Source organism: Streptomyces sp. NPDC059003 (genome assembly GCF_042740445.1).
Classification (GTDB): domain Bacteria; phylum Actinomycetota; class Actinomycetes; order Streptomycetales; family Streptomycetaceae; genus Streptomyces.
Genome location: NZ_JBHYJH010000082.1, coordinates 1 through 13365 on the forward strand (window position 1 = coordinate 1; position 13365 = coordinate 13365).

A 13365-nucleotide genomic window follows, 5' to 3' on the forward strand; every position below is an offset into this window, starting at 1 on the left:
CCCCCACCCCACATGCGACGCTGATACCGATAGACGATGACCACCCGCCCCGAGGAAGTCGAAGAAGCCATGAGCCCCGCCGAAGGCGACCCGCGCATTCTGATCGTGGACGACGAGCCCGCAGTCCGCGAGGCCCTGCAGCGCAGCCTCGCGTTCGAGGGCTACGGCACCGAGGTCGCCGTGGACGGCGCGGACGCCCTGGAGAAGGCCGCGGCCTACCGCCCCGACCTGGTCGTACTCGACATCCAGATGCCCCGCATGGACGGCCTGACCGCGGCCCGCCGCCTCCGCGCCACCGGCTCGACCACCCCCATCCTGATGCTGACCGCCCGCGACACCGTGGGCGACCGGGTCACCGGCCTGGACGCGGGCGCCGACGACTACCTGGTCAAGCCGTTCGAGCTGGACGAGCTGTTCGCCCGGATCCGGGCGCTGCTGCGCCGCAGCTCGTTCGCGGCCGCCGCGGGCCGGGCCCCGGAGGGCGACGTGCTCGCCTTCGCCGACCTGCGCATGGACCTCGCGACCCGCGAGGTGACGCGCGGATCGCGGACGGTGGAGCTGACGCGGACGGAGTTCACGCTCCTGGAGATGTTCCTCGCGCACCCGCGCCAGGTGCTCACGCGCGAGCAGATCCTCAAGTCGGTGTGGGGCTTCGACTTCGAGCCGTCGTCCAACTCCCTCGACGTGTACGTCATGTATCTGCGCCGCAAGACGGAGGGGGGCGGCGAGCCGCGCCTGGTGCACACGGTGCGGGGCGTGGGGTACGTGCTGCGCGCCGACGCCGCGGGGACCGGCGGCCGCGAGTGAAGCGCCTGCTCCGCCGCTACCGCACGCTGCCGCTGCGCTCGCGCCTCGCGCTGCTCGTGGCGACGGCGGTGGCCGTCGCCGTCGCGGCGGCGGCGGTGTCCTGCTGGTTCGTGGTGCGCAACGTCCTGGTGAGCTCCCTCGACGACGCGCTGAGCGAGCGCCGCGGCATCGTCTCCGACGACCAGGTGCGCGGCCTCATCGACCCCGTCACCGAGCAGTGCGGCCGCGCGTCCATCGGGCGGGTCGACAGGCCGGACCTGTACCAGCAGATCGTCCAGGTGGTCGACCAGTCGGGCAACGGCTGCATCATCCTGGGCAAGCCGAACATCACCCTCGGCCTCAAGAAGTCGGACACCGCGGTCGCGCGGCGCGAGAAGGACGAGGCGTTCCACGACGCCACCACGTCCGACGGCACCAAGTACCGCGTCTTCACCTACCCCCAGCCCGGCCAGCCCTACGCCATCTCCGTCGCCCGCCCCCTCAACGAGGTCCAGGACACCCTGAGCAACCTCGTCCTGGTCCTCTCCCTGGTCGCCGGAGCCGGCGTCGTCGGCGCCGGAGTGGCCGGACTGTGGGTCGCCCGCACCGGCCTGCGCCCCGTCGACGAGCTGACCGCCGCCGTCGAGCACGTGGCCCGCACCGAGGACCTGGACCTGCGCATCCCGACGGACGAGGCGAGCGACGACGAGATCGCCCGCCTGTCGCGCTCGTTCAACTCCATGACGTCCGCGCTCGCCTCGTCCCGCGACCTCCAGCAGCAGCTGATCGCCGACGCCGGGCACGAACTCCGCACCCCGCTGACCTCCCTGCGCACCAACATCGAGCTGCTCGCCCGCAGCGAGGAGACCGGCCGCCCCATCCCGCCGGACGACCGCAAGGCCCTCCTCGCCTCCGTCAAGGCCCAGATGACCGAACTGGCCTCGCTCATCGGCGACTTGCAGGAGCTGTCCCGGCCGGACGCGGCGCAGGGCGGCAAGGTGCAGGTGGTGGCGTTGCACGACATCGTCGACGCGGCCCTGGAGCGGGCCCGGCTGCGCGGCCCGGACCTGGACTTCGAGGCGAGCCTCGCCCCCTGGTACGTCCGCGCGGAGCCCCCGGCCCTGGAGCGGGCCATCGTGAACATCCTCGACAACGCGGTGAAGTTCGGCCCCGCGGGCACCGTCATCGAGGTCGCCCTGAAGGACGGCGTCCTGACGGTGCGCGACCACGGCCCCGGCATCGCCGAGGACGAGCTTCCGCACGTCTTCGACCGCTTCTGGCGCTCGCCGACGGCCCGCAGCCTGCCCGGTTCGGGGCTCGGCCTGTCGATCGTGGCGCGCACGGTGCGGCAGTCGGGCGGCCAGGTGACGCTCGGTCCGGCGGACGGCGGCGGGACGGTGGCGACGGTACGGCTCCCGGGCGCGGGGACCCCGCCTCCGGCCACGCCGTGACCCGGCATCCGGCGAGGGCATTCAACGAGGACATCTAACGAGACGGAGCGTCTTGCGTTGCGCGGGCGCGGGTGTTACGGTCGGGGCGTTCTTGACGAGACGAGACGTCTCGTACGGAACGAAGTGCATACGCACCTCGCTCACCGTCGCCTACGAAAGAAGCCCCACTTGTTCCGTGCCCCAGCAGGCCCCACCGCCCCCACCGCCCCCACCACCCCCGTCGCCCCCGCCTCCCAGCTCACCCTCACCGACGTCACCAAGCGCTACCCCCACCACGTCGTCCTCGACCGCGTCTCCCTCTCCGTCCGGCCCGGCGAGAAGGCCGGCGTCATCGGGGACAACGGCTCGGGCAAGTCCACGCTCCTGCGCCTGATCGCCGGGGCCGAGCCGCCCGACAACGGGACGGTCACCGTCGTCGCCCCGGGCGGCACCGGACACCTCGCGCAGACCCTCGACCTGCCGGGCTCGGCGCGCGTCGGCGACGCCGTCGACCTCGCGCTCGCCGAACTGCGCTCCCTGGAGCGGCGGATCCGTGTCGCGGGTGCGGGGCTCGCCGACGCGGACCCGGCGGCGTACGAGCGCTATGCCGCGCTCGTCGAGGAGTTCGAGGCCCGCGGCGGATACGGCGCGGACCGCCGCGTCGACGTCGCCCTGCGGCACCTGGGCGAGCACACCGGGCTCGACCGGTCGCGGCGGCTCGGCACGCTCTCCGGCGGGCAGCGCTCCCGGCTCGCGCTCGCCGCGACACTCGCCTCCGCCCCCGAACTGCTGCTGCTCGACGAGCCCACCAACGACCTGGACGACGAGGCCGTGGCCTGGCTCGAGGAGCGCCTGCGCGCCCACCGCGGCACGCTCGTCGCCGTCACCCACGACCGGACGTTCCTCGACCGGGTCACCGACACCATCCTGGAGGTCGACCATGAGACGCGCTCCGTACGCCGCTACGGCAGCGGCTACGCCGGCTATCTGACCGCCAAGGCCGCCGAACGGGCCCGCCAGGAGCGGGAGTACGAGGAGTGGCGGGCCGAAGTGGCCCGGCAGTCGCGGCTCGCCGACGCGGGCATCGGGCGGCTGGATGCGATCCCGCGCAAGGCGCCGGCGGCGTTCAGCGGCGCGGGTGCCTTCCGGGCCCGCTCACGGGCGCACGGCGCGATGGGCCGGATTCGCAACGCCCGCGAACGGCTCGCCCGGCTCACGGACCGGCCCGCGCCCAGGCCGCCCGAGCCGCTGCGGTTCACGGCGGGCATCGAGGGCGCGGCGGACCGCGCCGTCGACCTCGCGGACGTCCGCGTGCCGGGGCGGCTCGCCCTCGACGAGCTGCACGTGCCCGCCGGCGGCCGGCTCCTGGTGACCGGGCCCAACGGCGCGGGCAAGTCCACGCTCCTGCGGGTGCTCGCGGGCGAGCTCGCCCCGGAGGCGGGCGCGACCGTGCGGCGGCCCGAGCGGGTCGGCCTGCTGCGTCAGGTGAACGCGCCGCTCTCCCCTGCGGAGGGGGCCCGTCCGCTCCTGTCGGCCTTCGGGGACGACCGCCGCGACGAGCTCCTGGCCCTGGGCCTGTTCCGCGAGGAGGACCTGGCCCGCCCGGTCCGGGACCTGTCCACGGGCCAACGCCGCCGCCTGGACCTGGCCCGCCTGGTCACGCGCCCGTACGACCTGCTCCTCCTCGACGAGCCGACGAACCATCTCTCACCGGCCCTGGTGGAGGACCTGGAGGCGGCCCTGGCGACGTACGCGGGCACGCTGATCGTGGTGACACACGACCGCCGCCTGCGGAAGTCCTTTGCAGGACCGGCAATCGAGCTGGGCCATTAAGCCCGTCCGGCGATTGAGGACGAGCGCGAAGCGCGGAAAGAAGGGGTCCTAGGGGCGGAGCCCCTAGTTTCGGGAAGGGGTGGGACTGGGGCGCCCCGCGAAGGCCTACCCGAACCCGATCCCGTACCCCTCAAGCCCCACCCGTATCCCGCCCTTCTCCACCCGCACATCACTGAGCCGCACGGCCCCGTCCCCGGGCAGCTTCGGCAGCTCGAAGGAGAGCGAGAGCCGGTCCACGAGGACGGGCCGCGTAAGCCCGTCGAGCCCCTTGAGCAGCGCGGGATCCAGCCCCAGCCGCTTGAGCAGCGCGGGGTGCTCCATCGCCACGTCAAGGAGGTTGAGCCGCATCACGTCGGCCACGAAACGGGGGGAGCCGGTGACGTCGTTCAGCTTGGCGTCGCTCTTCAGGGCCTCGCGCACGACGTCCTCCGGCACACCGAGCCGGTCCGCGATCGTCGGCACGGCGAGCAGCGCCTTCGCCCTGGCCGACTCGCCCGCGACCCGCCGCGCGGACTTGCGGCTCAGATGGAGGCCCTCGGTGGGGCGGTTGCCGGGCCGGTACGTGGCCAGGTCGCCGATGTCGAGCCGCATGCGGTCGATGTCGGTGGCCACGCCGCGGTCGCCGGTGCGCTCGATCCGGGCGTCGGCGCGCACCTTCAGCGGGTGCCCGGCCACGGGCAGGGTGCCGCGCGCGAGGACCTGGTCGCGGCCGTGCCCGGTGAACGTCACCTGGGAGGCGCCGAGTTCGCGGTTCAGGTCGTCGAAGGAGAGCAGCACCTCGCCGCGCATCCGCCCGATCACGGCACCGGTGAGGGAGGTGGGCCCGTCGCCCTTCAGGGTGACGTCGGTGGCCTTCGCGGAGACCTTCGCGAGCGAGACCCGGTCGGCGGCGACGTCGGGGACGGTCACCTCGACCTGGTCGAGCCGCTGGTCGAGGACCTGGGTGAGGAAGGGGAAGCCGTCGATCTCGACCTCGGGCGCCGCGCTCAGGTTCAGCTGGTCCTTGAGCTTGTCGGCGGCCTGGTGCTCGGCGTACAGAAGCGCCCAGCGGTCGGCGAGGACCAGGAAGGCGGCGCCGACGGCGAGGGCGATCAGCGTCTTCGCGGCGAGCGGGAGCCCGGCGAAGCGGTTGCGACGGCGACGGCTGCCGCGGCGGTGGTTGGGGGGAGACCACGGCTCGTCGGCCCGGGCGTCCGCGTCGTCCTCCCGCAGGAACTCGTCCAGCGGGTTCGGCGCGAGGTCGCCCAGCTCGTCGTAGGGATTGGGCTTGGAAACGGGGTCAGTTGTGGCTATGCGGTGGGGGGAACGCATCAGGTGATCTCACCATACGTTCACACCCCACCCCAAGCCTCACTGCGGAGAGTTACTTCACAACCGTGATCCGGTCCGCCTTCGGCGGCGCGATCGGCTTGTCCGCCGAGGAGTTGGCGGCGAAGTAGTCGTTGAGCGCCTTCAGGTCGTCGCCGCCGACCAGCGGCTTCGTGCCCTTGCCCAGCTCGGCGAAGCCGTCGCCGCCGCCGGTGAGGAAGGAGTTCATGGCGACGCGGTAGGTGGCGTTCGGGTCGAGCGCCTTGCCGTTCAGCTTCACGGAGTCGGTGACGATCCGGTCGGCGCCGGACTTCGTCATGTCGAGCGTGTACGTGAAGCCGTCCGACACCTGGAGGATCTTCGGGGAGGCCTGGTTCGGGCCGCTGACCTGCTGGCGCAGGGCCGTGAGCAGCTGCGCGCCGGTGAGGTCGACGAGGTTCACGGTGTTGCTGAACGGCTGCACGGTGAACGCCTCGCCGTACGTCACGACGCCGTCGCCCTCGCCGCCGCTCGCCTTGTGGACGAGGTCGGAGCGGATGCCGCCCGGGTTCATCAGGGCGAGCTCGGCCTTCGGGTCCAGGGACTTGGCGTGCGCGAGCTGCGCGTCGGCGATCAGGTCGCCGAGCGGGGCCTCGGGGGTGGTGGCGCCCCGGCCGGGGATGTCGCCGGAGATGTAGCCGACGGGCCGGTTGGCGATCGGCGCGGCCAGCTTGTTCCAGCGCTCGATCAGGCGCGTCATGTCACCGGCCTTGGGCTGGTCACGACGGACGACCCTGTTGGCGGACTTGACGCTCATCCGCACGATGTCCTTGGTCTTGCGGTCGTACGTGAGGGTGGTGTCCGTGTAGAGCTTCCCGTACGACGACGCCGACGTGACCATGCGTGGCTTGCCCGCCGGGTCCGGGATGGTGCAGACGTACGCCTGGTGGGTGTGGCCGGTGACGAACGCGTCGACCTTGGGCGAGGCGCCCTTGGCGATCGCGGTGATCGGACCGGAGATGCCGTCGCCCGCGCCCGGCGAGTCGCAGTCGTAGTTGTAGGCCTGACTGGCCGGGGAGCCGCCCTCGTGGATGAGGGTGACGATCGACTTCACGCCCTGCTTGTCGAGGACCTTGGCGTACTTGTTGATCGTCTCGATCTCGTCGTGGAACTTCAGGCCCTTGATGCCGTCCGCCGAGACGATGTCCGGGGTGCCTTCGAGGGTCAGGCCGATGAAGCCGATCTTCACGCCCTTGTGCTTCCACACCCAGTAGGGCTTGAGGATGGGCTTGCCGGTCTTCTCGTTGGTGACGTTCGCGGCGAGGTACGGGTAGTCCGCGCCCTTGAACTTCTTCGGCTTGCCGTGCTTGTCCTTCTCGAAACAGCCGTCCTTGGGGTGACAGCCGCCGTTCTGGATGCGGGCCAGCTCCTTGGCGCCCTCGTCGAACTCGTGGTTGCCGACGCTGGTGACGTCCAGGTCCATCTTGTTCAGGGCCTCGACGGTCGGCTCGTCGTGGAAGAGCCCGGACAGCAGCGGGCTCGCCCCGATGAGGTCGCCCGCCGCCGCCGTCACCGAGTAGGGGTGACCCTTGCGCGCCGTGCGCAGGGACGTCGCCAGGTACTCGGCGCCGCCCGCGTCGATCTTCTTCTCCGTGCCGTCGGGCTGCTTCTCGGTGACCTGCCCCGAGGATCCCGCGGGCGGCTGCAGGTTTCCGTGGAAGTCGTTGAAGGAGAGCAGCTGTACGTCGACCGTGCGCTTCTTGGCGTGGTGTCCCGCGGCCTGCATCCGGTCCTGGCCCTGCTCCTGGCCCGCGGCCGCGGGCAGCGCGGCGGCGAGTGCGCCGACGGTGGCGAGGCCCGCCGTGACGGCGAGGACACGGGCGGCGCGGCGCCTGGGCCTGCGTGCCTTCGGTATGGCTGACACGAATTCCCCTGGAGTGGTGAGAGACGACTGGGACCGTCCGGCAGCCTATGGTCAACGCGCGTAGCGCAACAGAGCCCAGCTGGTTACAGCCTGATTGCCATTACGGGGACGGATTGAGCCCGTCCGGCGATTGAGGACGAGCGCGCAGCGCGATGACGCCCACCGCTTCCCCTCCACCGGCAACCCTCGACTTACCCTCGACGCATGACAGCTGAGCAGCCCGCAGGGACACCCGCCGCCCTTCGACAGATCGACACCTACGACGCACTGTCGGCCGACCAGGCCACCGCCGTGCTCGGGCTCCTCGCCGAGGCCGCCCGCACGGACGGCCAGCAGGCCGTGTCCGAGCAGGGGCGGCTGCAACTGCGGGGCGGCGCCCGGGAGGGCGTGCGGCATCTGGTGCTCACCGTCGGCGACGACCTCGTGGGGTACGCGCAGCTGGAGGACACCGACCCCGTCGAGGCCCCGGCCGCCGAGCTCGTCGTGCATCCGGCGCACCGGGGCCACGGGCACGGGCGTGCGCTCGGCACGGCGCTGCTCGCGGAGTCCGGCCGGCGTCTGCGCGTGTGGGCGCACGGCGGGCACGCGGCGGCGCGGCACCTCGCGCAGGTGCTCGGCCTCACCCTGTTCAGGGAACTGCGGCAGATGCGGCGCCCGTTGACCGACCTCGACCTGCCGGATCCGGTGCTTCCGGAAGGGGTGCGGGTACGGGCCTTCGCCCCCGGCGAGGACGACGCGGCGTGGCTCGCGGTGAACGCCGAGGCGTTCGCGCACCACCCCGAGCAGGGCTCCCTCACCCAGCGCGACCTCGACGACCGCAAGGCGGAGCCGTGGTTCGACCCGGCCGGGTTCTTCCTGGCCGAGCGGACGGCCGAGGGCGGGGGCGCCGAGCTGATCGGCTTCCACTGGACGAAGGTGCACGCGGCCGAGGGGCTCGGCGAGGTGTACGTGCTCGGGGTGCGGCCCGGCGTGCAGGGCGCCGGGCTCGGCAAGGCGCTCACCACGATCGGGCTCCGCCACCTCGCGGGTTCCGGTCTGCCGACGGCGATGCTGTACGTGGACGCGGACAACAAGGCGGCGGTGAGCGTGTACGAGCGCCTCGGCTTCGTCACGCACGAGACCGACCTGATGTACCGCACCGAATCCTGATGCGCAGCGGCACCCCAACCACCTGAGGGGCGGCGTCACTTGACGCCGCCCCTCTTTTGCACCACCCTTTCACTACTCAATTAGTGAAAGGGTGGTGCACGGCCGTGATCGAGTACCGCATCGACCGGCGCAGCGGCGTCGCCACGTACCTCCAGATCGTCCAGCAGACCCAGCAGGCCCTGCGCCTGGGACTGCTCGCGCCCGGCGACAAACTGCCCACGGCCCGCGAGGTCGTCGAGGCCACCGCCATCAATCCGAACACGGTCCTGAAGGCCTACCGCGAGCTGGAGCGCGAGGGCCTGGTCGAGGCGCGCCGCGGCCTCGGCACGTTCGTCCGCAGGGCGCTCGGGGCCGCCCAGGGCGACTCGCCGCTGCGCGCCGAACTCCTCGCCTGGACCGGGCGCGCCCGCGCGGCGGGCCTCGAACGGGAGGACGTGGCGGCGCTGTTCGCCGCCGTACTGGAGGAGCAGTTCGCCCGGCAGGACGGGACAGGCGCCACGACCAGCACCACGACAAGTACCGCGACCAGCCACGCCACCACTTAGGGGGACCCGCATGACCGACACGGCCATCGAGGCGGACGGGCTCACGCTCGCCTACGGCCGCCGCCGCACGCCCGCCCTGCGGGACTGCTCCTTCCGGCTCGCCGCGGGGCGCGTGTGCGCGGTCGTCGGGCCCAACGGCGCGGGAAAGTCCACGCTGTTGGCGCTCGCCGCCGGACTGCTCCGCCCCACGGGCGGCCGCCTCTCCGTCCTCGGCACCGACGCCGCCGCGGCCCGCCCCCGCGTGGCGTACGTGGCGCAGGACAAGCCGCTCTACCCGCGGCTCAGCGTCGCCGACACGCTGCGGCTCGGCGCCGAGCTCAACCCGGGCCGCTGGGACGCGGCCGCCGCCGACCGCGTCATGGCCGACGGCGGCCTCGACCCGCGCGCCCGCGTCCGCTCGCTCTCCGGCGGCCAGCGCACCCGCGTCGCGCTCGCCCTCGCCCTCGGCAAGCGCCCCGAACTGCTGCTCCTGGACGAGCCGATGGCCGACCTCGACCCCCTCGCCCGCCACCGCCTGATGGGCACCCTCATGGCCGAGACCGCCGAGCACGGCACCACCGTCGTCATGTCCTCGCACATCGTCGGCGAACTGGCCGACGCCTGCGACCACCTGCTGCTCGTCTCCGACGGCGGCATCCGGCTCGCGGGCGGCATCGACGACCTCGTCCACGCACACGCCCTGGTCACCGGGCGCGCCCCGCTCTCGGACCTCGCCGCGCACACCGTCGTCGAGTCCCGCGCGTCCGGCCGCGGGCTCACCGCCCTCATCCGTCCCGAAGGCCCCCTCCGCCTCGACAGCGGCTGGGGCGTCCAAGAGCCTTCCCTGGAGGAGCTGTTGCTCGCCCATCTCCGCTCCCCCGACGCGCCGCCCCTGCTCACGCCCGGCGCGAACCCCGCCGACCGCGCGGCGGTGACGGCATGACGACCGCGTCCCTGACCCCGGCCGCCTCCCGGCCCCCGGCCGCCGCGAGGGCCGCCCGCGCCTCCGTCCTGCCCGGCTCCCTGCGGTCCGTCCTGCGCCTGCACCGGACCACCCTGTGGGCCGCGCTCGCGCTCACCGTGCTCGCCGCGGCCGTGACGTCCTACGTGCGCCTCGCGGCCGAGGGGAACCCCGGGCTAATCGAGCCCTTCGGCCTCTCCAACACGCACGACCTGCTGAACGTGTACCTGTCGAGGGGCGCGTGGGCGCTGCTCCTGGTGCCGCTCGCCGTCGGCGCCTTCACCGCGGGCCCCCTCGTCGCCCGTGAACTCGAAGGCGGACTGCACCGGTTCGCCTGGTCCCAGGGCGACTCACCGGCCCGCTGGCTCGCCGCCCGGCTCACCGTGGGCGGCGCGCTCGCCGTCGCCGCGGGCCTCGCGGTCATCGGCGTCTTCGAGCTCGGCGGCCACGACATCGTGCACGCCCAAGGGTCCCTGCGCTGGGCCGACCCGGGCATCTACGCGGCGACCGGGCCCGCCGTCGTCGCGTACTGCCTGCTCGCCGTCGCCGTCGGCACGCTCGCCGGACTGCTCGTGCGCCGCACCCTGCTCGCCATGTCCGCCACGGGCCTCGTCACCGGCGCCGCCCTGTGGCTGTTCAGCAGCGTCCGCTGGGACCTCGTCCCGGCCGACACCGTCGTCGACTCCGGCGCCCGCGCCATCGAGTTCTGGTGGCCCCGCAACATGCCGGGAGACGTCCACCTGGTGGGCCAGGGCGTCACCAACGCCGCCGGTGAGCGCTTCTCGCCGGGCGAGTGCCTGCCGGACCCCGCTCCCGGCTCCGACTGCCCCGCCGACCTCCACGCCGTCCAGGCGTACGCGGACTTCCACCCCCGCTCGCACTTCTGGTACGCGCAGCTCATCGAGACCGGAATCGTCCTCGCGCTCACCGCGGCGGCGGTGTACGCATCGTTCTGGATACTGCGGCGCCGCACGCCGTGAGTACGCCCTGACGTGTAGACGTCTGGGGGATGCCACGCCAACCCCCAGGCGTCATGTCGGCGTAACCAATGATTCAGACAGGCTTGCGACGCTCAGGCAATGCAGCCCCCCACCGTGCCCGACCCGCATGGCCGAGCGCGCCCGAACGGTCAGGTCCGTCCCGCGCCCGCGCTCTCCGGCGCGCCCACCGGGGGCCACGCGCGGAAGAATGGGCCCATGAGCGAGCCCACCGTACCCACCGAAGTCGCAAGCCCCGACGCCGACGGCCTGAGGCACGCCCAGCCCTCCGTCGGCTCCCTGGCGGCGCACCGCCCGCACACGCTGGCGGCGACGGTCTCCGACCTGGACCCGGACATCGACGCGGACCTCGACGGGTACGACGAGGACGCCCAGGCCTCGCCCGACGGCGCCGAGCTGCCGCAGGGCCGCTTCCTGGACCGGGAGCGCAGCTGGCTCGCCTTCAACGAACGCGTCCTGGAGCTCGCCGAGGACCCGAACACGCCCCTGCTCGAACGGGCCAACTTCCTGGCGATCTTCGCGTCGAACCTGGACGAGTTCTTCATGGTCCGCGTCGCCGGTCTGAAGCGGCGCATCGCGACCGGCGTCGCCACCCGTTCGGCCTCCGGCCTCCAGCCCCGCGAGGTCCTGGAGCTCATCTGGAACCGCTCCCGCGAGCTCATGGCCCGGCACGCCGCCTGCTACCAGGAAGAGGTCGCCCCCGCCCTCGCCGACGAGGGCATCCACGTGGTGCGCTGGCACGAGCTCACGGACAAGGAGCAGTCCCGGCTCTACACGCTGTTCATGCAGCGCATCTTCCCGGTCCTCACCCCGCTCGCCGTGGACCCCGCGCACCCCTTCCCGTACATCTCGGGCCTGTCCCTGAACCTCGCCGTGGTCATCGAGAACCCGGTCACGGGCCACGAGCACTTCGCGCGCGTCAAGGTCCCGCCGCTCCTGTCCCGCTTCCTGGAGGCCTCGCCGCAGCGGTACGTCCCCATCGAGGACGTCATCGCCGCGCCCAAGCACCTCCAGGAGCTGTTCCCGGGCATGAACATCCGGGAGCACCACATGTTCCGGCTCACCCGGAACGAGGACCTGGAGGTGGAGGAGGACGACGCGGAGAACCTCCTCAAGGCCCTGGAGAAGGAGCTCATGCGGCGCCGCTTCGGGCCGCCGGTGCGCCTGGAGGTCGAGGAGTCCATCGACAAGGGCGTCCTCGACCTGCTGATGCGGGAGTTGAAGATCGGCGAGTCGGAGGTGCACCCGCTGCCGGGGCCGCTCGACCTCACCGGCCTGTTCGCCATCGCGGGCCTCGACCGGCCCGAGCTGAAGTACCCCAAGTTCGTTGCGGGCACGCACCGCGACCTCGCCGAGGTCGAGTCGGCGTCCGCGCCCGACATCTTCGGCGTGCTGCGCGGCGGCAAGGACGTGCTCCTGCACCACCCGTACGACTCGTTCTCCACGTCCGTGCAGGCCTTCCTGGAGCAGGCCGCCGCCGACGACAACGTCCTCGCCATCAAGCAGACCCTGTACCGCACCTCCGGCGACTCCCCGATAGTGGACGCGCTCATCGACGCCGCCGAGTCCGGCAAGCAGGTCCTCGTCCTCGTCGAGCTCAAGGCCCGCTTCGACGAGCAGGCCAACATCAAGTGGGCGCGGAAGCTGGAGGAGGCGGGCTGCCACGTCGTGTACGGCCTCGTCGGCCTGAAGACCCACTGCAAGCTGTCGCTCGTCGTCCGCCAGGAGGGCGACAACCTGGTCCGCTACTCGCACGTCGGCACCGGCAACTACCACCCCAAGACCGCCCGCCTCTACGAGGACCTCGGCGTGCTCACGGCCAACCAGGAAGTCGGCGCGGACCTCTCCGACCTCTTCAACCGGCTCTCCGGCTACTCGCGCCGCGAGACCTACCGCCGCCTGCTCGTGGCCCCGCGGTCCCTGCGCGACGGCCTGATCACCCGCATCAACCGCGAGGTCCAGCACCACCGCGCGGGCCGCCCCGCCTACGTCCGGATCAAGGTCAACTCGATCGTCGACGAGGCCGTCATCGACGCGCTCTACCGCGCCTCGCAGGCGGGCGTCCCGGTCGACGTGTGGGTGCGCGGCATCTGCGCGGTCAGGCCCGGCGTCGCGGGCCTGTCCGAGAACATACGCGTGCGGTCCGTGCTCGGCCGCTTCCTTGAGCACTCACGGGTCTTCGCCTTCGGCAACGGCGGCGAACCGGAGGTGTGGCTCGGCAGCGCCGACATGATGCACCGCAACCTCGACCGCCGCATCGAGGCCCTCGTCAGGGTCAGCGACCCAGGTCACCGGGCGACCCTGAACCGGCTCCTCGAAACCGGCATGTCGGACACCACGGCCTCGTGGCACCTGGGGGCGGACGGCAACTGGACGCGGCATGCCACGGACCCGGAAGGCCAGCCCCTGCGGAACGTACAGGAGATGCTCATAGACGCCCGGAGGCGCCGGCGTGGCACAGCAACACCATGAG

10 protein-coding genes are annotated in these 13365 nt (G+C 72.5%); 8 read left to right on the plus strand and 2 right to left on the minus strand.

Going from position 1 to position 13365, the window contains the following annotated elements:
* Nucleotides 1-69 precede the first annotated feature (69 nt).
* From ACFWZ5_RS26200 to abc-f, 3 genes are all read left to right on the plus strand, one after another.
* Nucleotides 70-807: a response regulator transcription factor gene (locus tag ACFWZ5_RS26200; RefSeq protein ID WP_384804893.1), complete on the plus strand. Its 738-nt coding sequence runs from the start codon at nucleotides 70-72 to the stop codon at nucleotides 805-807.
* Nucleotides 804-2237, plus strand: coding sequence for an ATP-binding protein (locus tag ACFWZ5_RS26205; protein ID WP_384804891.1), 1434 nt, complete (start codon nucleotides 804-806; stop codon nucleotides 2235-2237). The genes ACFWZ5_RS26200 and ACFWZ5_RS26205 overlap by 4 nt, the downstream gene beginning before the upstream one ends.
* A 168-nt stretch (nucleotides 2238-2405) precedes the next feature.
* Entirely contained in the window at nucleotides 2406-4049 is a 1644-nt protein-coding gene (gene abc-f, locus ACFWZ5_RS26210; RefSeq protein ID WP_384804889.1) for a ribosomal protection-like ABC-F family protein, read from the plus strand.
* Nucleotides 4050-4154: 105 nt separating this feature from the next.
* On the opposite strand, the gene ACFWZ5_RS26215 is transcribed toward abc-f, so the two are convergent.
* On the minus strand, nucleotides 4155-5360 hold the full coding sequence (locus ACFWZ5_RS26215) for a DUF2993 domain-containing protein (RefSeq protein ID WP_384804887.1): 1206 nt from the start codon (nucleotides 5358-5360) through the stop codon (nucleotides 4155-4157).
* A gap of 52 nt (nucleotides 5361-5412) precedes the next feature.
* On the minus strand, nucleotides 5413-7260 hold the full coding sequence (locus ACFWZ5_RS26220; protein ID WP_384804885.1) for a bifunctional metallophosphatase/5'-nucleotidase: 1848 nt from the start codon (nucleotides 7258-7260) through the stop codon (nucleotides 5413-5415).
* A 204-nt stretch (nucleotides 7261-7464) separates the two neighbouring features.
* Between ACFWZ5_RS26220 and mshD the strand changes: the two genes are divergently transcribed.
* From mshD to ACFWZ5_RS26245, 5 genes are all read left to right on the plus strand, one after another.
* Complete coding sequence (gene mshD / locus ACFWZ5_RS26225) at nucleotides 7465-8409, plus strand: mycothiol synthase (RefSeq protein WP_384804883.1); 945 nt, start codon at nucleotides 7465-7467, stop codon at nucleotides 8407-8409.
* A gap of 104 nt (nucleotides 8410-8513) precedes the next feature.
* The gene (locus ACFWZ5_RS26230; RefSeq protein ID WP_384805091.1) at nucleotides 8514-8954 is read left to right on the plus strand and encodes a GntR family transcriptional regulator; all 441 of its coding nucleotides are present in this window, start codon (nucleotides 8514-8516) and stop codon (nucleotides 8952-8954) included.
* Nucleotides 8955-8964: 10 nt separating this feature from the next.
* Nucleotides 8965-9876: an ABC transporter ATP-binding protein gene (locus ACFWZ5_RS26235; RefSeq protein ID WP_384805089.1), complete on the plus strand. Its 912-nt coding sequence runs from the start codon at nucleotides 8965-8967 to the stop codon at nucleotides 9874-9876.
* Complete coding sequence (locus tag ACFWZ5_RS26240) at nucleotides 9873-10874, plus strand: ABC transporter permease (protein WP_384805087.1); 1002 nt, start codon at nucleotides 9873-9875, stop codon at nucleotides 10872-10874. Before ACFWZ5_RS26235 ends, ACFWZ5_RS26240 begins: the two co-directional genes overlap by 4 nt.
* 99 nt (nucleotides 10875-10973) lie before the next feature.
* Nucleotides 10974-13364: an RNA degradosome polyphosphate kinase gene (locus tag ACFWZ5_RS26245; protein WP_384805085.1), complete on the plus strand. Its 2391-nt coding sequence runs from the start codon at nucleotides 10974-10976 to the stop codon at nucleotides 13362-13364.
* Nucleotide 13365 lies beyond the last annotated feature (1 nt).

What these genes read in the sequence shown, in the direction of transcription:
- ACFWZ5_RS26200 (WP_384804893.1), top strand. Translation starts at nt 70, where the DNA reads ATGAGCCCCGCCGAAGGCGACCCGCGCATTCTGATCGTGGACGACGAG.
- ACFWZ5_RS26245 (WP_384805085.1), top strand. Translation starts at nt 10,974, where the DNA reads ATGCAGCCCCCCACCGTGCCCGACCCGCATGGCCGAGCGCGCCCGAAC.
- ACFWZ5_RS26240 (WP_384805087.1), top strand. Translation starts at nt 9,873, where the DNA reads ATGACGACCGCGTCCCTGACCCCGGCCGCCTCCCGGCCCCCGGCCGCC.
- ACFWZ5_RS26215 (WP_384804887.1), bottom strand. Translation starts at nt 5,360, where the DNA reads ATGCGTTCCCCCCACCGCATAGCCACAACTGACCCCGTTTCCAAGCCC.
- ACFWZ5_RS26235 (WP_384805089.1), top strand. Translation starts at nt 8,965, where the DNA reads ATGACCGACACGGCCATCGAGGCGGACGGGCTCACGCTCGCCTACGGC.
- mshD (WP_384804883.1), top strand. Translation starts at nt 7,465, where the DNA reads ATGACAGCTGAGCAGCCCGCAGGGACACCCGCCGCCCTTCGACAGATC.